The following is a 21,097-nucleotide window of genomic DNA, read 5'->3' on the forward strand; positions in this document are numbered from 1 at the left end:
TATTATAGAACTATCCCTGTCAAACTTAGGTAGATGTTTTCAACTAATTGTTCCGGTGTATCTCCTGTTACAATCTCATCATTTACAAATGCATAACAGCCTCTAAAGCAGGTACTGCATTTATGTAAGCATCCAAATGTTTTGATTTCGATATTTGGATCCCTTTCTAAAAGTTCTTTCGCCTTTCTAGAACCGTTCCCTATATTAAGCATACAAAATTCAACAATTGCTTTCTCCATATCTATAAATCTCCTTGCTGTTTTTCTGGGCTATTTATAAGCTTCCATTGATAAAAGTCAGATAATTATAACACTTTTTCACCATTTTTGTTGAGCAAATTGCCTGAATAACATGCTCTATATGATGTTAACGGGTTGTCTTTTTACACCAACAGTTTTCGTCATCTATATGAACAAATTTTGACATAAAAGTGAATTCATTATCAGCTGTGAAGATCTTCACACAGAATCGCAGAGTTTCATTCTAAAATCATAATCATAAGAAATGAAAACGTTTTAAATCATACTACATATGAGGCAGGAGGAATTATTATGGAAAGAAAAAAATTGCTGATGATCGGGAATGGAATGGCTGGGATTCGCACATTAGAAGAATTGTTAAAACTAGCACCTGATATGTATCATATAACCGTTTTCGGAAGCGAGCCTTATCCAAACTATAACCGGATTCAATTATCAACGGTCCTTCAAGGCGATACGACAATTGAGGATATTATTATGAATGATTGGGACTGGTACCAATCAAATGGCATTAAGCTATACACGAATGAATCGATTGAAAAAATTGATACGGAAAAAAAACAAGTCATTTCTGACAACGGACGGGTAATTGATTATGATGAATGTATCATTGCCACAGGTTCCCGCTCCTTTATCTTACCGCTCCCGGGTTCTGACAAAAAAGGTGTCACCGGGTTTCGTGACATCCATGATTGTGAAGAAATGATCAAGGCTGCAAAGAGTTATAAAAAAGCCGTTGTCATCGGTGGCGGACTGTTAGGGCTTGAAGCCGCCCGGGGATTGTTGAATCTTGGCATGGAGGTTGATGTCGTTCATTTACTACCCTATTTAATGGAAAGACAATTGGATCCAACTGCTTCCAAGATGCTGCAAAAAGAGCTGAGTGCACAAGGAATGAATTTTCTCATGGAAAAAGAATCAGTGGAGATTCTGGGTGACGACAGAGTAACCGGCCTTCGTTTTAAGGATGGGTCAGAAACTGCTGCTGATCTTATCGTCATGGCCGTTGGCATCAAACCGAATGTCGGACTTGCGAAAGTCAGCGGTATTGCTGTTAAGCGCGGCATCATCGTCAATGACTTTTTAGAAACGAATATCGAAAATGTCTATGCTGTCGGAGAATGTGCTGAGCACCGGGATATGGTCTATGGATTAGTGGCTCCATTATATGAACAAGGAAAGGTCCTTGCGGCATTTTTAGCAGGAAAAATGCCTGAACCTTATCAAGGGTCTGTGACCGGAACGCAGCTAAAGGTATCCGGTGTTGACATGTACTCTGCAGGTGACATTAACGATGACGATACAACGATGGCTATCAAAGTTCATAACGAATTCAACGGCGTGTATAAAAAGGTATTAATCCGTAATAACCAAATTTCCGGTATCGTCCTTTATGGTGATACAAAGGAAAGCGGCAGATTATTCGGAATGATGAAAAAAGAGGAAGATGTCAGCAGATTGACAAGTATTTCCATTCTTTCATCAGGCTGTGATCACAACGCTGGAAGCGATGTCGCAACCATGTCCGATGATGACCTTGTTTGCGGCTGTAACGGGGTTTCAAAAGGAACCATAGTCGCGGCCATTAAAGAAAACAACCTGACCACTATCGATGAGGTTGGAAATTGCACAAATGCCGGACGCTCCTGCGGCCGCTGTAAATCCATGATTTCGGATCTTTTGGCCTATACGCTCGGTGACGAATATGACCAGTCTGCGGAAAAAGAGACCATATGCGGCTGTACCCAATTGAGCCGTGATGAAGTCGCAGCAGAAATAAAAGCAAAAAGCTTAACGACTGTGATGGAAGTCATGAACGTCCTGGGCTGGAAAAATGAAGAAGGCTGCAGCAAATGCCGTCCTGCCCTCAATTATTACTTAGGTATGATTCATATGGATCAGTACAAGGATGACCGCGACTCCCGGTTGGTGAATGAAAAAATGCACGCCAACATACAAAAAGACGGCACCTATACGGTTCTGCCAAGAATGTATGGCGGTGTGACGAATGCCAAGGACTTGAAGAAAATTGCCGAAGTTGCTGAAAAATACCAGGTCCCCCTCGTCAAACTAACGGGAGGTCAGCGGATTGGACTATTCGGCATCCAAAAAGAATACCTTCCGGCTGTTTGGGAAGAGCTTGATATGCCTTCTGGATATGCCTACGGCAAAACATTAAGAACGGTCAAGACCTGCGTCGGCGCACAATACTGCCGCTACGGCACACAGGATTCCATGGGTCTTGGCATTAAGCTGGAACAGAAATTTGAGCGCCTTGATACACCGCATAAAGTGAAAATGGGTGTTTCCGGCTGCCCGCGGAACTGTGCAGAAGCTGGCATTAAGGATATCGGCTTCACCGGAGTGGACGATGGATATGAAGTCTATGTCGGCGGTAATGGCGGTACCGATTTAAGGTTGGGAGATTTACTTTGTAAGGTAACAACAGATGAAGAAGCGCTGGAATGGACAGGTGCTTATCTGCAATATTACCGCGAAACTGCTTTCTATCTTGAACGGACTTCTAAATGGCTTGAGCGTATGGACCTTGAGCATATTCAAGAGGTTTTAGCCGATGAAGAAACAAGAAGGACCTTAAATGAACGGATGGATAAAACCCTTACACGCTATAGTGAACCTTGGCAGGAAGCGATTAATAATCAAGATATTCGCAGAAAATATTATACGGTGCGGGAAGCAGAACCTATATTGAAATAAAAATGCTTTTGAAACAGTGGGGGGAACGTCTTCGCTTCCCCTTTACTAATTTGAATAAAGGATGTGGCAGTTATGGTAAATAAAATAATGATTGCAGAGTATCATTCTCTCCCGGTTCGGGCCGGTCAGGTTTTTAAAGCCGGAAATGAGGAAATTGTGCTTTTCCGCTTAACAAACGGCGAGGTGCGGGCTATTGAAAACCACAGTCCCCATCCAAAGGGCGGTACCCTTGCTGAGGGACTTGTCAGCGGTGAATATGTATTCTGTCCGGTATATGACTGGAAAATTTCCCTTGTGGATGGTAAAGTCCAAGCCCCCGATCAAGGTCAGGTAAAAGTATTTCCGATAGAAGTTTCTGAAGATCATGTATATTTCATGTTATGATATAACGAAGGTTCCTCATGCAGATTTCACTGTGTATAAAGTGAATAGACCGCAGAACCCCTTATTACATATTACAGAAACTTTGGCCACGGAAGGATGTTCTTATGCAAAAAGGCAAAGTATTTTTAGTCGGGGCTGGTCCCGGTGACATTGGACTGATAACCATAAAAGGACTCGACGCCATTAAGCAGGCGGAAGTGATTTTATTTGACCGTTTAGCGAATCCAAAACTGCTGGACTATGCACCAGCAGATTGTGAGCAGATATATTGCGGAAAACTGCCTGACCGCCATACATTAAGACAAGATAAAATCAACGATCTGTTAGTAGAAAAAGCTGCGGCTGGAAAAAGAGTGGTCCGGCTTAAGGGCGGGGATCCCGGGGTATTTGGCCGGGTTGGTGAAGAGGCGGAAGCACTCGCACTTGCAGAAATTGAATTTGAAATCATACCCGGTATTACATCAGGAATCGCGGCACCTTTATATGCAGGAATTCCTGTAACACACAGAGAATTTGGTGAAACCTTTGCCATCGTGACGGCACACAATAAATCATCGGACGGCAAGCCGGTTCTCAATTGGCAGGCTCTAGCTAATGGGATCGATACGATTGCGTTTTACATGGGAATTGCCAATTTACCTTATATCTGCGAAAATTTAATCCAGTCTGGAAAAGCTCCTGAAACTCCTGTCATTTTAATTCAATGGGGAACATTCAGCAGACAGAATACATTGGAAGGGACCCTATCCACCATAGCTGGATTGGCTGCGGAAAAGAATTTCAGTAACCCGGCCATTACACTCGTGGGGAACATTGTTTCCTTGCGCAGGAAGATCAATTGGTTTGAGAAAAAACCGCTATTCGGGCGGCAGATTCTGCTGGCACGAACCGGAACCCAGCCGGGGAACCTTGCAAAACTATTGACGGAACAAGGCGCTGATGTGATTGAGTTTCCAAAATGGAAGTCAGAGAAAGTGGCCGTGGATATGAAGGTACTGGAGAATCTTTCGGGCTATGAAGAGATTCTGTTTACGTCAGCAGAAAGTGTGTCAGTCTTTTTTCAGATATTAAGAGAGACAGAAATAGACATTCGTACAATCTCTGCCAACCTCTTTGGCTTATCGAAAAAAACAATCACTGCTTTGCATGAAAGAGGATTGCAGGCGGAAATGACAGCCTACCGCGAACCGCGGGACGAGCTGCTTGTGATCGGTGACAGCAGAATTGGCGAGCATCAATATGAACTATGCCATACTTTTATCACAAATAAAAACATGATTGATACCGATCATTTACCGATTTTGCAGCGCATGATTAGCGAGGCAAACCCGGACACCATCATTTTTCCTAGTGCCGCTTCTGTAAGAATATTTTTCGAAGAAGCACAAATGTCTGAACTGTACTCATATCAAAATTTAAAAGACATAAATGTCGTGAGTATGGGAGCAAAAACGACGGACTCCTTGAAATTCTACGGGGTGAAATCGGATGCTGCCGCCCAAACCCCAACGGGATCCGCATTAATTGAAGCAATACTGTCGTGTTCGCGATCTTAAAGGCAAGGGGAAATTCCCCCTTGCTTTTTGGCATTCCCTTGTTCTCATTCTACTAAAAATATAAACTTATATGCCCTATTCAACACGTGGTTTAGCCGGATCACAGTCAGGCCTCTTCAGATTAGCTGCTTGTGCCAGCTTCGATAAATAATAGCATTCTTCACGAAACATATGATCAGCCATTAAAGGAGCAAAGGTTCCAAGGGCCTGAGCACTAAGTTCAAGTTCCTCCAGTTCTTTGAGAAAATGCTGGAATAATTTTATTTCCATCGTAACATCTGTATTCATCTTTGCTAATGCTGGGAACTCAGTTAATTTCGTTCGCAAATAGCCTTCCATTTCCACCGCTTTCAGGTAAAAAGCTTCAAAACGCTTCAAATATTTCTTGCTTTTCTTCTTTATAGGCTTTTCAACCTGATCCAAATTGGATGTTATCGCATCTGCGTGCCCTGCTGCGTCCAACAGCCAAACAGTATGGTAATGAACCTCATGATAAATAGGCGGGATTTTCCCAGCTTTTAAATGCTTTAATAAGCGTAAATATTCTTCTAATTCGTTCACCATATGATTGAAGAATGTCGGTGAGAGATGGATTTTAATTTTTCCTAACAAATGTTTTCGTAAGAGGCTTAGTTTAAATTCACGTAGTTTTAATGTCTCCTCTTCGGCCCGAACTGCCAATTGGGCGGGCTGTTCCGAATCGGTTGCGCTAAGAAGCTGATCAAATATGTGAATGAATTGAGCGGCAGTTTCGATGTTCTGCCGTTCAACTGGCGCTAAAGCCTCATGGATGAAGCGGGCATGATCCCCTAAAATTTGCAGCCAAAAGCGATGTTCAAACTGAGATATATTCTCGAACTCGTCCCTCATGACTCCCCTCCATTCTAAACTTTTCATAAGCACATCTGATTGTATTCGAGCATCGTTGTACTTATGTGGATTTATATGAAAAGGATTGGCAAACTCTCTCCTTTATAAAATAAAAAAGCCTGTTATCCCATAAGAGACAACAGGCTTCACCCACCCGATATCGTTCTTTTTGCTTAGTAAAAATACAACTCATACTTGCAGGATTATCGCAATGGTCTTGATTAACTAGCTTAACTGGACTTTTTCAGTGCCTTCACCATGTAATCAATCAAATCAAGGTTATTGTCAATAAACGTTAATCGTTCTCTGGAAATATTGGACCATTCGACATCCCGATGCATAGAGGCAAAAATATGTGTCAAATTGAATGAGTATTGATTGTACAGCTTGCTGATCACATTGCTAATCCTGATATCCTTTTCTTTTTGAACGATAGAATTAATATCATCCTTCAGCCAATCCGGCGCCACATTAATGGCCTTTTCTACTATCGTTTCAAATTCTTTCGTATTCATTATTCCTTCACTCCTGTTGTCTTAATCTATGTATTCCTTTTTATTAAGGAAAAAACGGCAGTTTATCCTCCTTAAAAGAATTTCCTGTCATTAAGCAGCTTTCATTTTTATAAAATAATCCCTTATTATAATTGCCTGATTAGAAAAGAATAAACCTATTCTGATTTCTTGTTTGAAATGGAAGTACGAAATGCAAGAGAAAGATTATTTCCTTTTTCCCTTTTTCTCTATGAATTTTTAAGCATAAGTATCTACAGACGTAAAATACTAGTATTTTTTCTATGTATAGTGTATCAAAATATGCTCATTTATATGTTTTACCGGTTAAAACAAACGCGTAATCATTTGCTTTCCTCTACTGTTCGTTTTTTTTGAAGTGCCAAACAAATAAGAAGATATAGTTCACAATAAACAAAAACAGGTTCATTTACAATGGAATAAACCTGTTTTTCATTATTTCTGTGAACTTCTTGATTATGTAAGCTGAAATCATTTACTATTTTAGTATAGTTCATAACTTCCTAAAGTTCCAATAATACGCTCAACACTTCTTAACGAACCCTAACAAAACTCAATTAAAAAGAGGAGGGAGAGCTTGTAGTTCAATACTCTCCCTCCCCTCTTTTTCTTTACCGCCGCCATTCCAGCGGCAAAAGCTGCCTATATTGCTTTTGTAAAAAACGATCATCAATCAGGATGATCGTCCCCCGGTCTGTTTCCGAGCGGATTAAGCGGCCGCCCGCCTGTAGAACCTTGTTCATCCCTGGATAGACATAGGCATAGTTATAACCATTTTTCCTCTGTTTGTTATAATAATCCTTGATCAAGTTCCGCTCAAAACAAAGCTGTGGCAAGCCTACACCAACAACGACAACACCATTGAGACGATCACCGATTAAATCGATTCCTTCTGAAAAAATACCGCCGAGGATGGCAAAGCCCAGCACAGTTTCACTTTGATCGGGCTGAAATTCAGCAAGAAAAGCTTCTCTTTCTTCTTCGGTCATCCCTATCGCTTGAATTAAAGTTTTTGTCTCTGCATCCCTCTGTTTAAACAGTTCATATACATGACTTAAGTACTGATAAGACGGGAAAAAGATTAAATACTTACCAGGACGGCTTTTAAGCAAGGATTGGATCAATAAAACGATCCCTTCTTTTGTCTGCTCCCGATCCCGATATCGGGTAGACAAAGGCTCGATGATGACCTCTGTCTGCTCTTTTGAAAATGGGGACGAGAGAGAAAGAAAATAATCATCCTCCATACCGCCAAGAATATCTTGATAATACGGGAGAGGGAAAAGCGTAGCGGAAAAGAAGACTTTTGCCCGATAGCCCTTCCCCATTTGCTGCAGTGGTTTGGCCGGATTGATGCAAAACAGTTTTATCTGCAAGTCATTTCGCTCTTTCTCACCATAGATAATATAGGAATCATCTAAAAGCTCGACGATTTTTAAAAAATTTTTCACTTCGAAGTAAACATCTAAGAGATTTTGCGCGTTGTCTGTACGCAGGACCTCTTCAGCCGTTTGCAAAAATGACAGGAGCAGCTCCGGCAACTTGCTATCCAGTTCATCAAGAACAAACTCATTTTGTTCAGCTTTCGTTTTTTTCAAAGCGATGAACCAGGCATTCACTTTATCAGCACATTCATAAATGCCTTTACCCGTGCCCTTATAGTCCTTTTTTACTTGCAGAAAAGAGTTCTTATGTAAAGAAGCGGAAAACATCTCCCTGCTGCGGTCAACAAGATTATGGGCTTCATCGACCAGTAAAACAGCCGATTTCTTTTGCTCTTCGATCAGCCGCTTTAATGATACGCTCGGATCAAAAATATAATTATAGTCACATATGACCGCGTCGACCTCATACGCAAGGTCAATGGAATATTCAAACGGACAGACAGTATGCTTGCGTGCGTATCTTTCCAGCACTTCACGGGTGATCCCGCTCTCATTTTTAAGAATATCTATTACCGCTTCATTGATCCGGTCATAATAGCCATGGGCATACTCACAATAATCCTTTTGACATTTCGTTTCATCCTTGAAACAAACTTTATCCTTCGCTGTGATGGTAACGGTTTTGAAACAAAGACCTTCTGAACGCATCCTGATAAATGCTTCCTCTGCCGTTTTCCGAGTGATGGTTTTCGCAGTCAGATAAAAAATACGATTTAAATGCCCCTCCCCTATTGCTTTAATGGCTGGAAAGAGGGTGGAAATGGTCTTTCCGATTCCTGTAGGCGCCATGGCAAATAGACTTTTCTTATCCAGGACTGTCTTATACACGGCCCCCGCCAATTTCCGCTGTCCGGCGCGGTATGTTTCAAAAGGGAATGGTAACGCCTTGCTGCTTTCATTTCGAGATTTAATATTTACTTCCCGAAGAAGCGCAAATGGTGCATATCCTGCAGCCATTTCAAAGGCAAAGCTCTTTAATTCTGCAAAACTGAAGTTCTTTTGATAATATATTTTTTCCTCTGTTTCAACATGAACATAGGTCAACTGGACTGTCATCTCCGCTAACCCGTGATCTTTGCAATAAATATAAGCATACATTTTGGCTTGTGCCCAGTGAACAGGGTATCCCTCATCCGAAAGCTGATCGAGAGGCTGTCTAAATGATTTGATTTCGTCCACAATGACCTTGCCATTACGAGACAAAAGCCCATCACACCGGCCTTCAATGACAAAGATAAGATCTTGAAAGGGAATTCTAGTCTGCAGAAAAACCTCTTTCTGGTCCATATCTTGATAATTTTTTTGTATCTTTTGATGAATCCTTGTCCCATCTAATAGAGTCGATTGGGAGAGAAAACGTGAATCGATGCTTCCTTCCCGCAGGACATATTCGACGAGGGTCCGGACGGATATTTGAACTTCATTAGACATTAACTCACCCACTCACCTTCATTGATAAGAATATACATTCGATATTTATTATAACAGAAACAAATAAAAAGGACTTCAATCGAAGTCCTCATCTGATCATATAGAAGCTCAGAAAAACACAGCGTTTAATCTTCTTTACTTTTTTCCCTTTCCCATTCCCTGTTTGTATCACGAACATAAAAACGGGATATGCTGCCGCAATCCTTACATAAATCAGCATATATTTCCTCGAAACCTACTGAAATAAACATTTTCCGATATCTGAGCCCAAGCTTGTAAGAATCATCTGAACTTGCTCTAATTCCCTTTTCCAGATTTTCACTCCCACAATATATACAAGATTTCACGATAATCTTTCCTTTCTTCTCATCCACTATGGAAATTATTTACTATACTTAATTGGATATGAACAGCGATTATTCCTTCTTATACTTAACTGACAAACAAAAACGATTGCCAATGTACAGCAATCGCCACCTTTTTCTACAGTCATTTTTTTATTATTTGGATGAACTTACATACCGATTTCTTCCTGCACCTAGACCAAATAGGAATAGAAGAACTGATGCACCCACCAAGATTAGAAGCGGAATCATCCAGCTATTGGTCAGATCATTCAGATATCCGAAAAGCGTGGGACCCATAGCTGCTAGCAAATATCCGACTGATTGGGCCATGCCGGATAACTCTGCTGCTTGCTTGGCATTAGCTGTACGCAAGGAAAAAAAGATCATCGCCAAACCAAAGGCCAATCCTGCCCCAAGCCCCAGCAGGACGACCCATACAACCATAAAACGCAAATTGCCATAAAGTAAACCAACATTTCCGACCATAAAGCATACAGCTGTGACTGTAACTAATAGACGTTGATTCGCCATGCGGCCAGCGAGAATCGGGGCGAGAAAGGTAACCGGCAGACAGGTTAGCTGCATAATGGAAACAAACCAGCCTGATTCCTCTATGCTGACTCCTTTGTCCATTATGATATTAGGAAGCCATGCGACAAGAACATAATACAGCATAGACTGTAATCCCATAAACAAGGTAACCTTCCATGCTAGCTTTGAGCGCCATAAATTTACTTTAGTATTTCCTGTCTGATGAAGAAGCGCAGTTTTCTTCACAGAACGGCGTCTCACTTGAGGAAACCAGACCAAAATGGAGAGGAGACTCAAAATCCCCCAAATACCTAATGCCCCCTGCCATCCGTACCCCATTCCAACTGCAACAGGAATACTGATCCCGGAAGCTATGGCACTGAATAGATTCATAGAAATGGAATAAACACCTGTCATAAGACCAATCCGTTCAGGATACTCTTGTTTAATGAGACTAGGCAGAAGCACATTTCCAACTGCAATAGCAATGCCAAGGACTACAGTACCTAGATAAAGGTTAGCAATTCCAGAGATGGAGCGTAAGATAATTCCGAAGCTTAGAAGGATGATCGACATAAAAAGAATCCGTTCAACCCCATACCTTTTTGCCAACTTTGGGGCAAAAGGAGAGAACAGGGCGAATGCCAGCAAAGGAAGTGTTGTGATCATACCAGCTAGTGTGTTAGATATATGCAGATCATCCCTTATCAGTTCTACTAAAGGACCCACTGAAGTAAAAGGAGCCCGTAAATTCACGGCAATAAAAATAATCCCGAATAGAATAACCCAAGACGCTGACTGTGTGCGAACTTTTGCATGGGGCTCTATTAGCTGCTCTTTTTCAACTTGGTTAAATGAATCCATCATGTGCCCCCTTTTTTTTGAAGAGAAATACAAGCTTTTGTTGGTTAAAATCATAAAATTATAACTATTATAATAATATTGAAAAGTGCATTTGTACTCATCCAATTGAATGCTCTGAGTTAATCCAATTTTTACAACCTGCCCTGTGGAATTCAATGTTTATACATAAAAAAATACCCCTTTAAATCTAAAGGGGTGGATAAACAGGTTTCTTATTTTACTGAAGAAGGACTTACAGACACACATTCAATATTTATTACCTTTTTAACCCTGCTATTCGTCGCCTGGATAATTTTTCCTACAAATAAAGCAATAATTAATGTGCCTAAGCCGACTGGTCCTGCGAGCAAATATCCGATAACGGCTCCGCTTAATTCCACTATGATTCTCGAAGTATTTAACGTCCAGTTAAATCGGTTATGAATCGCGAGCATGAGACCGTCGATGGGAGACTTGGGAAAATGAGCTTCGACATAGATGCCAATCCCAATACCCATAGAAATAATTCCAGCGATAAAGTACAACCATTGTATTTCCCAAGCCGTTGGCTGCGTCATCTGATCAAATACGAGAAAAATCCAGGCATCTAGAAAGATACTGCGAATAACAATCGCGATGATCGACTCGTATTGAGGTCTTTTTCTCTCAATCACGGCAGTAACCAAGACGACTAGCACTTGGATCATAACGGTACAGATGCCAATCGTCAGCCCCAAAGTATAATTCAGTCCGATCGCGACCGTATCCCAGGCACCGGCCCCCACTGCTGAAAAAATAATGAGTGCAATCCCTAAAGCGTTTAACGCCAGTCCAACAAGATAAATTCCAATTCTTTTCCCCATTGCTGCTCCTTCCTCACTTCTCTTAATTTCGTTGAGGTCTGCCTCGGTTTACTTTTTTATATACAAAAACAGTGCTGCTAACATTAAAAGGATGGCGATCATTTTCTGCTTATCAATGGGAAAACGATTGCCGCCAAATAGACCGAAATGATCGATGATCACTGACAGGATAATTTGTCCAACGATCACAGCAATAAAAGTAGTTGAGACCCCGATTTTTGGAACAACAAGCACCTGAATCAAGACAAAAAATGACCCGAGCAATCCGCCAATAATCTGCCACTTTGGCACAGTTGTAACGGCTGAAATATTTCCATTACCGAAAAATATTAAAATCAATAATAATACCAATGTTCCCACAGCGAAATTCATAAACGCACTTTCAATAACCCCAATCTTTCTCCCTAGACCGCCATTGATTTGACCTTGCGCTGCCAATCCCATCCCGCCGATCAGCGCTAATAATGGCAAAATAAACTTAAGAACCACCTGATTTTCCTCCATTACCTACTATCTAAAAATTTGACACTTAGCACTTTCTATCTTTCACAATATGTCAATTTCCAATTATTATCGTAAACCAAAAAAACTGCCTTGTAATCATCCAATTGGATTGTCCTTATATCATCCACATTCACAGATAGAATAATTGGATGATAGTATCATGGCCATCACAAGATTAAACATTTATGCATTTTTGAATAAACCACTTCTCTTTAACACCGAACTACTGTATAAGGAGTCATGATTGGGGTGAAATTTATGGTGTTCCTCGTTTTTACATGGGCAAGAGAAAATAGTACATTGACTATTTTAAAGGAGGTTCAAGTCCTAAAATATGGACATCACAACTCACTATTTCTCCCAAAGCTCAACCAATCTGCCATCAGGATCTTCAATCCATATAAACTTTCCAAATTCGCAAACCTCTTTTTCCTTAACAAGAGGTACGCCAATTTGTTCAAGATGCCTAATAGTCTCGTCTAGATTATGTACTTGAAAATTTAACATCACTTGTTGTTCTAATGGAAAATAACTATCATCCTCGGTAAAGAAAGAAAAGATAGTCTCATTTCCTGATTGGGGTTTAATCACAGTCCCATTCCAATTTTCTATTTCAATCTTCAACACTTTACCGTACCATTTTTTTATAACATCAAGATTCTTCGTTCTCCAAAATATCCCGCCGAAACCTTTTATCATCGTAACTAACACCTGTCTTTCATGAATTTTTTGTTTTTCGATCTTGCCCCATCAATAATGATTTCTACCCCTCTATTAATTTAAACTCCAAAGTGGATAATATATTTCTTTTCTTCTATGCATAGTCATCCCCCTCTCATAATGAATCACTTTGTTCAACTAACTGCCTCGGCGAGAAGATACAACAACGATCATGCTTTTACATGGTCGTTGTTCATTAATTCACCTTTTCTAATGTTCGATGTAAAAAGGCCGGGAAGTGTTTACATAAAAATAATTCCATTTAAAAACGCCTGAAAAATCAGGCGCTTTTATATAAATACTACTGTATCCAAATTTTAAATAAACCCTCTGTGACTCCTAAGTTGTACATATAATAAATTCCAAACACTGTACTAATTACTCCAGTAATTTGTGTAAGCGTTTTATTCAAACCGAGATTTTTAGCACTAAAAACAAATGGAATCCCAATAATTGTAGTAAAGAAAAGCATACCAATGACCGTCCCCGCACCAAATATAAGGATATAAACAGCTCCTTCCCAAGCGCTATTTACTGTACTCATAGTTAATAGAACCATAGCTCCACTTCCTGCCAGGCCGTGAACGAAGCCAATCAACATGGATTTTAAATATGAAACGTTTTTATGTTGGTGATGATGATTGTGTTTTCCTTCATGTTCATGAGAATGAACATGCTTATGTTCTTCCCCATCATGTTCATGCTGATGTAAATGGATATTTTTGAGAGAAAGGATCGTTGTAATACCAAGATAAACAAGCATTATTCCCACTAAAAATTCTAAGGACATAGCCCATATCTCTGGTATTTCACCTTTCATAAATATAAGAATAATACCGACAATAAATAATGTTGCAGTATGACCAATACCCCAAAACACTCCAGCTAACGAGGAACGTAATAACTTTTTGCTTTGGCTGGCAATAGTAGATACAGCAATTACATGGTCTGGCTCAATTGCATGTTTGATTCCAAGTATAAATCCTAAAGCTAAAACAGATAAAAAACTTATTTCCATTAAAATACCTCCCATAGTAACCTAAAATACATTTATGACTATACTTTGAAGTGTATTTTTCTCTACCACATTTTAACACGTTTTATCAGTCTTATCTCCTGGTTTTTTCTAAAGAAATAGTTCATTTAAAACTGACACTCTTTTCTAACTATAATTCTATTGCACTGCATTTAATTACGGTCTATTGATTGCTTGGACTGTTTTGTTTTGCACCGTTTTGCCATATTTTTTATAAGAAATAATCCGGTAATGAGAGCTAGTAAGTTTAGCGAATCGCCGAAATGAATGGATAGGCGAAAGTTGTTATATATATTTACCTTATTCTTATTGTCATTTCCATTTTTTGATTCTTTTTCCTTATTAATCAAAAGTGTTCACTCCTATTTCTTATCTGATATCGAAGTATATGGTGAATTCCGCCAAAAAAGAATGGTTTGGGGAATATTAATAGGCGAACAATAATCAGATACTGTTCACCTCTAAAAAGCGGGTTCGTATACTATCAGGCGGTATAGGACAACTGTCCTTTTTGCTAAACCATCTGTATCGGTTCTTAGCTGCAAAATCATATACTGCATCTCGGATTGGATTTGGGATACAGCGAAAGAAGTAAAGGAAGTTCCATCCACTACACAAATGACGGCAAATTCTTAATGCAGCAGTAGATTTAATATAGGCCTTCCCGTTTTCAATTAGCACTAGGCTGTCTATATCTTCCGGCACACCATACTGCTTGAGTAATTCCTGGCCTGCTTCACTTTGCTGAGAAGCAAAATAAAATAATTCCTGGGAATCTCTTTTGATAATGAACTGTACGCTTGAATGACAAAAATGACAGTCTCCGTCAAATAATACAATAGGGTTCATCCACGACACCGCCTTTCTTTACGACCACATTTAAATACCTATTTTGTATTCATATGATTCTCTCTACAATTATCTGAGCAAAATATTATGCATCCCCATCTCCGCCTGCTCATAGTTGGTTATATATATTGCATACACATCTTTCTATAGATAACAGGATTTCTGCAAATAAACTGCGATTATTCTATTAATATTGAACTCTTATCAATAACGTAATGATATAATAAAATTTAACTATACCAGATTTTAGGAGGGGAAGTTTTGCGAGCAATTTTTAAAATAGTTATTTTTTCTTTGCTCTTTTGCCTGGCTGTACCAATAACAGGTCTGGCAGCAGGAAAATTCGGCGATGTATCTATGGGTTACACATTCTATGAAGAAATTGAATTTCTCGCCTCCAAACAGATTATTTCAGGATATGAAAAAGGAATGTTCAAGCCGTATGATCCCGTTACACGTGCCGAAGCAGCGATTATGATTGGTCGTGCTCTCGAGTTAAACGGTGAAGCCAAGAATACGAAGTTTCGTGATGTAACCGCACAAGTAACAGGTTCCGGGTATATTGCTGCGGCTGTTGAAAAAGGGATTATTAGCGGATACTCTGACGGTACCTATCGGCCTCATGATCGTGTTTCACGTGCCGAAATGGCGATTTTGTTAAACAAAGCATTTAGATTAGAGGCTACCACTCTGGCCAACCCATTTATCGATATTTCAGCAAATATGGCATCCTATCAATCTATCTTAAATGCTTATGCTTCCGGAATTGCTACTGGATTTTCAGATGGTACATATCGCCCGGAGGTTATCGTTACCCGCGGGCAATTTTCCGCATTTTTAGCCCGTTCCGTAGAACCTTCATTCAGAGGCAATCCAGCCTTTGCCATTGAATCGATCTCAGGATGGAATCCCGAAACTTCGGCAGCGGAGGTTGATATTGACCATACTTGGGACATCAAATTTAATGATGAAGTGGACTTTCATTATAAAAACTTGGAAAATATTTATATTGTACGTGAAAGTGATAATAAGAAAATAGAAGCCTGGCCAACTGTCGATAATAATGATTTTAAAACAGTTAAAGTTCGTTTATATGGTTTATTTGATTTTGATGAGACTTATTATTTAGTGATCGATAAGGATGTCAACTCAAAGATAGGAAATCCTTTAACAGAGTCTTTTAAAATTAAATTTCATACAAGGAAACCTGAGTTTACCACAATGACAAGCGAGCAGGATGGTTTAAAATATGAAATTATACTAGATCAAACAGAGAAAAGAGTATATACAAAGCTCAAAGTCTCCAATACAAGCAATAAAGCCATTACGGTATATGGTGGTGGATGTGAACGTTCAGGAATTTCGGCATATCTAGCAGCTGAAACTGAAACAGGACTAACTAAAATAGGCAGTCAGTGGAAGGCTGCAGTACAATGTCCGGCAGATGTTTTCGAGTTCACCTTTAAACCTGGTGCAACTTTGGAAGATAAGAAACTGTTATATTTTCCAGCGCAGCCTGTCAACGGCGATATTAATTTAATTGTCAGACTGCAAAATGAAACACATCAAACAAAGTTCAAATTAAGCAAGGAGAAATAATATTGAATGGGAACAACCCCAAGCTTCATTAGCTTGGAGTTGTTCTGGTATTATCAATTATTTAATCGACGCTTCATAAATTCCCTTAATGGCTTCAGACAGCTTTGTATTAAATTCTGCATCTGTTTGCTCAGCCGTTAACCCTTCTGTTAAAGCGCGTGAGAAACTAGCGATTACGCCATGATTACGTGCCAGCTTTTCATTGGCTTCGGTCCGACTGTAGCCGCCTGATAGCGCCACAACCCGTACAACATGCGGATCAGCCAATAATTCACGATAGAAATTATTTTCTGTAGGTAAAGAGAGCTTAAACATGACTTTTACATTTTGGTCAAGAACAGCGAGTTGAAGCAATAGCTCATCCTTTAACATTCTTTCTGATACAGCCTTATCGGCACTATGAATATCGACTTCCGGTTCAATAATTGGAATCAGCCCTGCCGCTGCAATTTGCTTTGCGATGTCAAACTGCTGCTGCACCACTTTCTTGATCCCGTACGGTTTAGCTTCCTTAATTACAGAGCGCATTTTTGTGCCAAAGATGTTCCGTTCAGTTGCTCTTTTCAGCAGTGAATCTAAATCATTCATCGGCTTCATCACTTGAACACCTTCTGAAAGGGGCGCCAGTCCTTTGTCGACTTTCAAAAATGGCACAATGCCTTTCTTCTCCCAGAGATAATCAGCTGTATATTGCCCATCAATGATTCGATCCATTGTATTTTCAAACAAGATCGCACCCAGCACATATCGGGAATCAAAAGCGGGACTTTTGATAATACGCTTTCTCATTTCGTGAACTAATGTAAACATTTCTTGATCATTGGAGTAACGGTCCTCGCTAATGCCATACAATTTCAATGCCTTGGGAGTACTGCCGCCGCTTTGGTCTAAAGCTGCGATAAAGCCTTTCCCTGTTTGGATACGTTCAAATTGCTTGTCATTCATGAAAATCCTCCTTTTGCCCAATGGAATTATGTACCTGCTTTATTATATCACTTCTACCTGAAGCACATGCACGAATGTTTTGGGTAATAAGGCTCCAGTGTCGATGAAAGTGCAAAAATTTTGCTTTTTTGAGGAATTTATTATATATAAAATTAAAGGTATTATTATTTTAGAAATATAATTTGGAGGAAATTAAATCATGACCGTAGCTGAACTTATTAGAAAATTACAGAAATTAGATATTCAAGATGCACAAATTGTGCTGAATGATTCATCAGGTGAACGTTTAGATATAGAGGATATTGAAAGTGTTTTAGGTTTCTATTATGTCATTCAACCTGTTTCAACAAAGGGGAACTAGGTGATAAACTGATATTTCTAAGAAGCTGTCTCTTCGAAAAAGGCTTGAAGAAAACATGGTCCGTTTACTTCAAGCTTTTTTCTACGCACAGCCTTAGCAATACGTTATAGAAGGATACGAACCGTTTCTTAATGCAACATATTTCCGATACGGCTCTGTTCTTTTTGTGCCGTGGAAATCATTTCATCAAACAGTTCCTGAACAGTAGGAATATCGTTGATCAATCCGATTACCTGCCCAGCCCAGCCAAAGCCTTCTGCTTCATTGCCATCATAAATATAGCGGCAATTCGCTTTACCGCTAATCAAATCCTGCAGGTCTTCATAAACCTCACCTTCTTTTTCCCGTTCAATAATATTCAAAGTATAGTCGGTTTTCAGTACCCGTCCAGGAGAACCTAATGTTCTTTTAATAATCACGGTATCTGTTTCTTTTCCCTCAAGGAGCGCATGCTTATACTTCTCATTAGCATGAACGCATTCCTGAGTTGCAATAAAGCGGGTCCCCATTTCAATCCCTTCTGCACCGAGTGCGAAAGCTGCTAGTAATCCACGTCCATCGCCAATCCCGCCGCTCGCAATAACGGGAATCGATACAGAATCTACGACACGAGGAATGAGAACTATGGTCCCAATATCGTCACGACCTAAGTGCCCGCCGCCTTCCTGTCCCACGGCCATAACCGCGTCAGCACCCAGTTCTTCAGCTTTCATCGCTTGCCTTACCCCCGAAACAAGGACAAGTGTACGAATATTTTCTCCTTTAATTCGATCAAAAACAGGCTGCGGGTTCGCTCCTGTGATCGAAATAGCGTGTACTTTTTCCTCAATGGCCACTTCAAGCAATTCCTGGTACTTGCCATCGTGCCTGGCAATGGCAAAGTTTACACCAAATGGCTTATCAGTTAGGGACCGTACTTTACGAATTTCATCGCGCAGTTTTTCAGGGGTACCTAGTGTTGCCGCTGTAATTTGACCAAGTCCTCCTGCATTCGAAACAGCTGCCGCCAGTTCAGCGTAAGCAAGGTAAGCCAGTCCCCCCTGTATAATTGGATATTGTATGCCAAAAATCTCTGTTACTCGTGTTTTCATCCCTTTCTTCCACTCCTTTCAAAATCATCCTATAAAGTTACATATTCGACAGGAATATGGTAAAAACCTGTATTTTTTTAAAATGAGGTCTTTGTCTTCATCCTTTTACATTGGGATTTGTTTATTATTTTGCAAAAAGTCCCAAACCTTCTTGTACATAAATAATAAGGAATGCTCCCAACTTTTAAGGCAAAAAATAAAGGGGAATTTTAAGCAAGGAGAAGCTCCTATGGAAAGAAAACACAAAAATGTCATATCATTATCGTCTAACTCGGCAATCTTAGGAATGTTATTGGCTGTTGTTGGAGGTTTTTTAGATGCTTATACGTTTATCAGCCGTGATGGAGTTTTCGCCAATGCCCAATCAGGGAACATGGTGTTATTCGCAGTGAATGCCGTCAATCAAGAATGGGACAGGGCATTGCTTTTTCTATCGCCTATTATTGCTTTTATTGCCGGGGTTATTGTTTCAGAAGTTGTGAAAAAGCCGCGCTTACGGGAAATCCTTTACAGCTACAGGCGTTCTATTTTGATCCTTGAATTTATTATTTTAGTCATGGTCGGAACGCTGCCGGAAAATATTCCGGACATCGTGGTGATTGTCTGCATTTCATTTGTATCCTCCCTGCAAATTTCCACCTTCAACAAAGTAGAAGATTGGGCGTATAATTCAACGATGACAACAGGAAATCTTCGCACTGCCGTACAGGCAGCCTATGCCCTTTTGATTGAACAAAAACCTGAAGCAAAAAAGCAATTGAAAGATTTTTCTCTCATAATCCTTTCTTTTTTGTTTGGCGCTTCCGCAGGCACCTTTTTTACCATTTATATAGGAAACACCTCCATATGGATTGCCGGGGGCATTATCTTTGCAGCACTAATCTTATATCACCGCGATAAAGGATATTTCCGAAAACCAATGCTGCGCAAAACCAGCAACGAATAGTGAAAATCCAATTGTAACAGCTTAGTCTTTGTTTGTATAAATTTTTTCAAGAAAAATAGTTTATCTTTACTACTTTTTTAGTCCAAGAAGTTTTCTTTCACTCTCATTTAATATATTAATGAAAGAAGGTGATTCAATATGGCCTGTGGTTGTAATAAAAGAAGAGTTGTCAAAAAACCAATCACGAAACAATCCAACCAGCAAAACCCAAATGTAACACAAACGAAGCAACAAAAACCAAATGAAAAATAATAAAAAAACCGTTTCTCTCGCTTCATAAAAGACGAAGTTCAAGAAGTAACCGCAGAGTAACGGTTTCTTTTTGTCAAAGGATTCACTACCGGAAACGGACTCGCATTATGTACTCAGTATACCTTTCCCCATTAAAAAAACTTATTCTACAATAAAAACGTATTTCCTTACTGGACGCAGGATGGTGAATGGTTCATACATATTTAGTGTCGTGAAAAAAGTTTGTTAAAAATTAGGGAAACGCAAGACCGTCCCCATGTTTCTTTGAAATTATGAAAAAAAAGTGTTTTAATAGTAATAAACAAATAAAGATAAGGAAAGTGACAATGTTCGAAGAATTGAAAGATATTATTCATGGTAGAAGAAGCGTTAGAAAATATACTGATCAAAGTGTATCAAATGAAGACATTCAGGAAATTATTGATTGTGCCAGATACGCTCCAAGTGACACCAATTCACAAACGTGGTTTTTTATTGCGATCAAAAATAAGGAAAAAATAAAAGCCATTGAAGAGTTAACGTGGGCCGGAATCGAAGAAAAAGCAAAAGCGGCCGAAGAAAAAGGACTTGTAAAAGAAGCGAAATTGTTAAGAAAATCATTTGGTCCCTATGCAACAGCTTTTTCCGATGCACCTGTCTTAATTGTGTGTCTTGCCACACCGTATGATTCAAAATTCCGGCAAAAAATATTTGATCCCATTGAGTTTACATCTAACGAAGTGTGGAAAGAGGAAGGAATTAAATCCAGTACGCTGGCTGCACAAAATCTTATGTTAGCGGCCTATGCAAAAGGTCTTGGCACATGCCCGATGACAGGTCCTGTCATGCTTGCCGGTGATAAGCTGCGTCAGTATTTAGAAATAGACGATGATTTGATCCTCAATATGGTCATAGCCATGGGATACCCGGCAGAAACTCCAAGAAAATTGGCAAGAAAAGAATTAGAAGATATTCTCCAAATCGTTGAATAACACTGATACGACAATAAGAGAGCCAGACATCATAGGATGCCT

19 protein-coding genes are annotated in these 21,097 nt (G+C 39.7%); 7 read left to right on the forward strand and 12 right to left on the reverse strand.

Annotated features, from left to right (window positions below):
- Positions 1 to 2: 2 nt before the first annotated feature.
- The gene (locus HNR53_RS04620) at positions 3 to 239 is read right to left on the reverse strand and encodes a DUF1450 domain-containing protein (RefSeq protein WP_184523312.1); all 237 of its coding nucleotides are present in this window, start codon (positions 237 to 239) and stop codon (positions 3 to 5) included.
- A gap of 312 nt (positions 240 to 551) precedes the next feature.
- Between HNR53_RS04620 and nirB the strand changes: the two genes are divergently transcribed.
- The 3 genes from nirB (at position 552) to cobA (ending at position 4,918) form a co-directional block, all read left to right on the forward strand.
- Positions 552 to 2,978, forward strand: a complete 2,427-nt coding sequence (gene nirB / locus HNR53_RS04625; RefSeq protein ID WP_184523314.1) for a nitrite reductase large subunit NirB — start codon at positions 552 to 554, stop codon at positions 2,976 to 2,978.
- Positions 2,979 to 3,050: 72 nt separating this feature from the next.
- Positions 3,051 to 3,362, forward strand: a complete 312-nt coding sequence (gene nirD, locus HNR53_RS04630) for a nitrite reductase small subunit NirD (RefSeq protein ID WP_184523316.1) — start codon at positions 3,051 to 3,053, stop codon at positions 3,360 to 3,362.
- 104 nt (positions 3,363 to 3,466) lie between these two features.
- A complete protein-coding gene (cobA, locus tag HNR53_RS04635; protein ID WP_184523318.1) occupies positions 3,467 to 4,918 on the forward strand; it encodes a uroporphyrinogen-III C-methyltransferase in 1,452 nt (483 codons plus the stop codon).
- 75 nt (positions 4,919 to 4,993) lie between these two features.
- On the opposite strand, the gene HNR53_RS04640 is transcribed toward cobA, so the two are convergent.
- The 9 genes from HNR53_RS04640 to HNR53_RS04680 form a co-directional block, all read right to left on the reverse strand.
- Positions 4,994 to 5,788 carry a DUF2935 domain-containing protein gene (locus tag HNR53_RS04640; RefSeq protein ID WP_184523320.1) on the reverse strand — a complete coding sequence of 265 codons (795 nt, stop codon included), beginning with the start codon at positions 5,786 to 5,788 and terminating at the stop codon, positions 4,994 to 4,996.
- A 230-nt stretch (positions 5,789 to 6,018) separates the two neighbouring features.
- The gene (locus HNR53_RS04645; protein WP_184523322.1) at positions 6,019 to 6,303 is read right to left on the reverse strand and encodes a hypothetical protein; all 285 of its coding nucleotides are present in this window, start codon (positions 6,301 to 6,303) and stop codon (positions 6,019 to 6,021) included.
- A 629-nt stretch (positions 6,304 to 6,932) separates the two neighbouring features.
- On the reverse strand, positions 6,933 to 9,197 hold the full coding sequence (locus HNR53_RS04650; RefSeq protein WP_184523324.1) for an ATP-dependent DNA helicase: 2,265 nt from the start codon (positions 9,195 to 9,197) through the stop codon (positions 6,933 to 6,935).
- 500 nt (positions 9,198 to 9,697) lie between these two features.
- Entirely contained in the window at positions 9,698 to 10,939 is a 1,242-nt protein-coding gene (locus HNR53_RS04655) for a CynX/NimT family MFS transporter (RefSeq protein ID WP_184523713.1), read from the reverse strand.
- Positions 10,940 to 11,151: 212 nt separating this feature from the next.
- Positions 11,152 to 11,781 (reverse strand): YczE/YyaS/YitT family protein, encoded by a 630-nt coding sequence (locus tag HNR53_RS04660; protein WP_184523326.1) that lies wholly within the window; start codon positions 11,779 to 11,781, stop codon positions 11,152 to 11,154.
- Positions 11,782 to 11,829: 48 nt separating this feature from the next.
- On the reverse strand, positions 11,830 to 12,270 hold the full coding sequence (locus HNR53_RS04665; RefSeq protein WP_343065270.1) for a DMT family transporter: 441 nt from the start codon (positions 12,268 to 12,270) through the stop codon (positions 11,830 to 11,832).
- Positions 12,271 to 12,636: 366 nt separating this feature from the next.
- On the reverse strand, positions 12,637 to 12,984 hold the full coding sequence (locus HNR53_RS04670) for a VOC family protein (protein WP_184523330.1): 348 nt from the start codon (positions 12,982 to 12,984) through the stop codon (positions 12,637 to 12,639).
- Between the two features lie 322 nt (positions 12,985 to 13,306).
- A complete protein-coding gene (locus HNR53_RS04675) occupies positions 13,307 to 14,023 on the reverse strand; it encodes a HoxN/HupN/NixA family nickel/cobalt transporter (RefSeq protein ID WP_184523332.1) in 717 nt (238 codons plus the stop codon).
- 462 nt (positions 14,024 to 14,485) lie between these two features.
- Positions 14,486 to 14,890 carry a thiol-disulfide oxidoreductase DCC family protein gene (locus HNR53_RS04680; protein ID WP_184523334.1) on the reverse strand — a complete coding sequence of 135 codons (405 nt, stop codon included), beginning with the start codon at positions 14,888 to 14,890 and terminating at the stop codon, positions 14,486 to 14,488.
- Between the two features lie 261 nt (positions 14,891 to 15,151).
- On the opposite strand from HNR53_RS04680, the gene HNR53_RS04685 reads away from it, so the two are divergent.
- Positions 15,152 to 16,489, forward strand: a complete 1,338-nt coding sequence (locus HNR53_RS04685; protein ID WP_184523336.1) for an S-layer homology domain-containing protein — start codon at positions 15,152 to 15,154, stop codon at positions 16,487 to 16,489.
- A 57-nt stretch (positions 16,490 to 16,546) separates the two neighbouring features.
- Here the strand turns inward: HNR53_RS04685 and HNR53_RS04690 are convergent, their stop codons facing one another.
- A complete protein-coding gene (locus HNR53_RS04690) occupies positions 16,547 to 17,434 on the reverse strand; it encodes a fructose bisphosphate aldolase (RefSeq protein WP_184523338.1) in 888 nt (295 codons plus the stop codon).
- A 199-nt stretch (positions 17,435 to 17,633) separates the two neighbouring features.
- Between HNR53_RS04690 and HNR53_RS04695 the strand changes: the two genes are divergently transcribed.
- Positions 17,634 to 17,795: a hypothetical protein gene (locus HNR53_RS04695; protein ID WP_184523340.1), complete on the forward strand. Its 162-nt coding sequence runs from the start codon at positions 17,634 to 17,636 to the stop codon at positions 17,793 to 17,795.
- A gap of 128 nt (positions 17,796 to 17,923) precedes the next feature.
- Here the strand turns inward: HNR53_RS04695 and HNR53_RS04700 are convergent, their stop codons facing one another.
- A complete protein-coding gene (locus tag HNR53_RS04700; RefSeq protein ID WP_184523342.1) occupies positions 17,924 to 18,886 on the reverse strand; it encodes an NAD(P)H-dependent flavin oxidoreductase in 963 nt (320 codons plus the stop codon).
- Positions 18,887 to 19,115: 229 nt separating this feature from the next.
- Between HNR53_RS04700 and HNR53_RS04705 the strand changes: the two genes are divergently transcribed.
- Positions 19,116 to 19,832, forward strand: coding sequence for a YoaK family protein (locus HNR53_RS04705; protein ID WP_184523344.1), 717 nt, complete (start codon positions 19,116 to 19,118; stop codon positions 19,830 to 19,832).
- Between the two features lie 578 nt (positions 19,833 to 20,410).
- Positions 20,411 to 21,055 carry a nitroreductase family protein gene (locus HNR53_RS04710; protein ID WP_246439284.1) on the forward strand — a complete coding sequence of 215 codons (645 nt, stop codon included), beginning with the start codon at positions 20,411 to 20,413 and terminating at the stop codon, positions 21,053 to 21,055.
- Positions 21,056 to 21,097: the final 42 nt, after the last annotated feature.

The sequence above is a fragment of the Bacillus benzoevorans genome, assembly GCF_014207535.1.
GTDB lineage: Bacteria > Bacillota > Bacilli > Bacillales > Cytobacillaceae > Bacillus_BD > Bacillus_BD benzoevorans.

Bases quoted from the DNA above. Each gene is read 5' to 3' on its own strand.
- HNR53_RS04620 (WP_184523312.1), bottom strand. From the start codon at position 239: ATGGAGAAAGCAATTGTTGAATTTTGTATGCTTAATATAGGGAACGGT.
- nirB (WP_184523314.1), top strand. From the start codon at position 552: ATGGAAAGAAAAAAATTGCTGATGATCGGGAATGGAATGGCTGGGATT.
- nirD (WP_184523316.1), top strand. From the start codon at position 3,051: ATGGTAAATAAAATAATGATTGCAGAGTATCATTCTCTCCCGGTTCGG.
- cobA (WP_184523318.1), top strand. From the start codon at position 3,467: ATGCAAAAAGGCAAAGTATTTTTAGTCGGGGCTGGTCCCGGTGACATT.
- HNR53_RS04640 (WP_184523320.1), bottom strand. From the start codon at position 5,788: ATGAGGGACGAGTTCGAGAATATATCTCAGTTTGAACATCGCTTTTGG.
- HNR53_RS04645 (WP_184523322.1), bottom strand. From the start codon at position 6,303: ATGAATACGAAAGAATTTGAAACGATAGTAGAAAAGGCCATTAATGTG.
- HNR53_RS04650 (WP_184523324.1), bottom strand. From the start codon at position 9,197: ATGTCTAATGAAGTTCAAATATCCGTCCGGACCCTCGTCGAATATGTC.
- HNR53_RS04655 (WP_184523713.1), bottom strand. From the start codon at position 10,939: ATGGATTCATTTAACCAAGTTGAAAAAGAGCAGCTAATAGAGCCCCAT.
- HNR53_RS04660 (WP_184523326.1), bottom strand. From the start codon at position 11,781: ATGGGGAAAAGAATTGGAATTTATCTTGTTGGACTGGCGTTAAACGCT.
- HNR53_RS04670 (WP_184523330.1), bottom strand. From the start codon at position 12,984: ATGATAAAAGGTTTCGGCGGGATATTTTGGAGAACGAAGAATCTTGAT.
- HNR53_RS04675 (WP_184523332.1), bottom strand. From the start codon at position 14,023: ATGGAAATAAGTTTTTTATCTGTTTTAGCTTTAGGATTTATACTTGGA.
- HNR53_RS04680 (WP_184523334.1), bottom strand. From the start codon at position 14,890: ATGAACCCTATTGTATTATTTGACGGAGACTGTCATTTTTGTCATTCA.
- HNR53_RS04690 (WP_184523338.1), bottom strand. From the start codon at position 17,434: ATGAATGACAAGCAATTTGAACGTATCCAAACAGGGAAAGGCTTTATC.
- HNR53_RS04695 (WP_184523340.1), top strand. From the start codon at position 17,634: ATGACCGTAGCTGAACTTATTAGAAAATTACAGAAATTAGATATTCAA.
- HNR53_RS04700 (WP_184523342.1), bottom strand. From the start codon at position 18,886: ATGAAAACACGAGTAACAGAGATTTTTGGCATACAATATCCAATTATA.
- HNR53_RS04705 (WP_184523344.1), top strand. From the start codon at position 19,116: ATGGAAAGAAAACACAAAAATGTCATATCATTATCGTCTAACTCGGCA.
- HNR53_RS04710 (WP_246439284.1), top strand. From the start codon at position 20,411: ATGTTCGAAGAATTGAAAGATATTATTCATGGTAGAAGAAGCGTTAGA.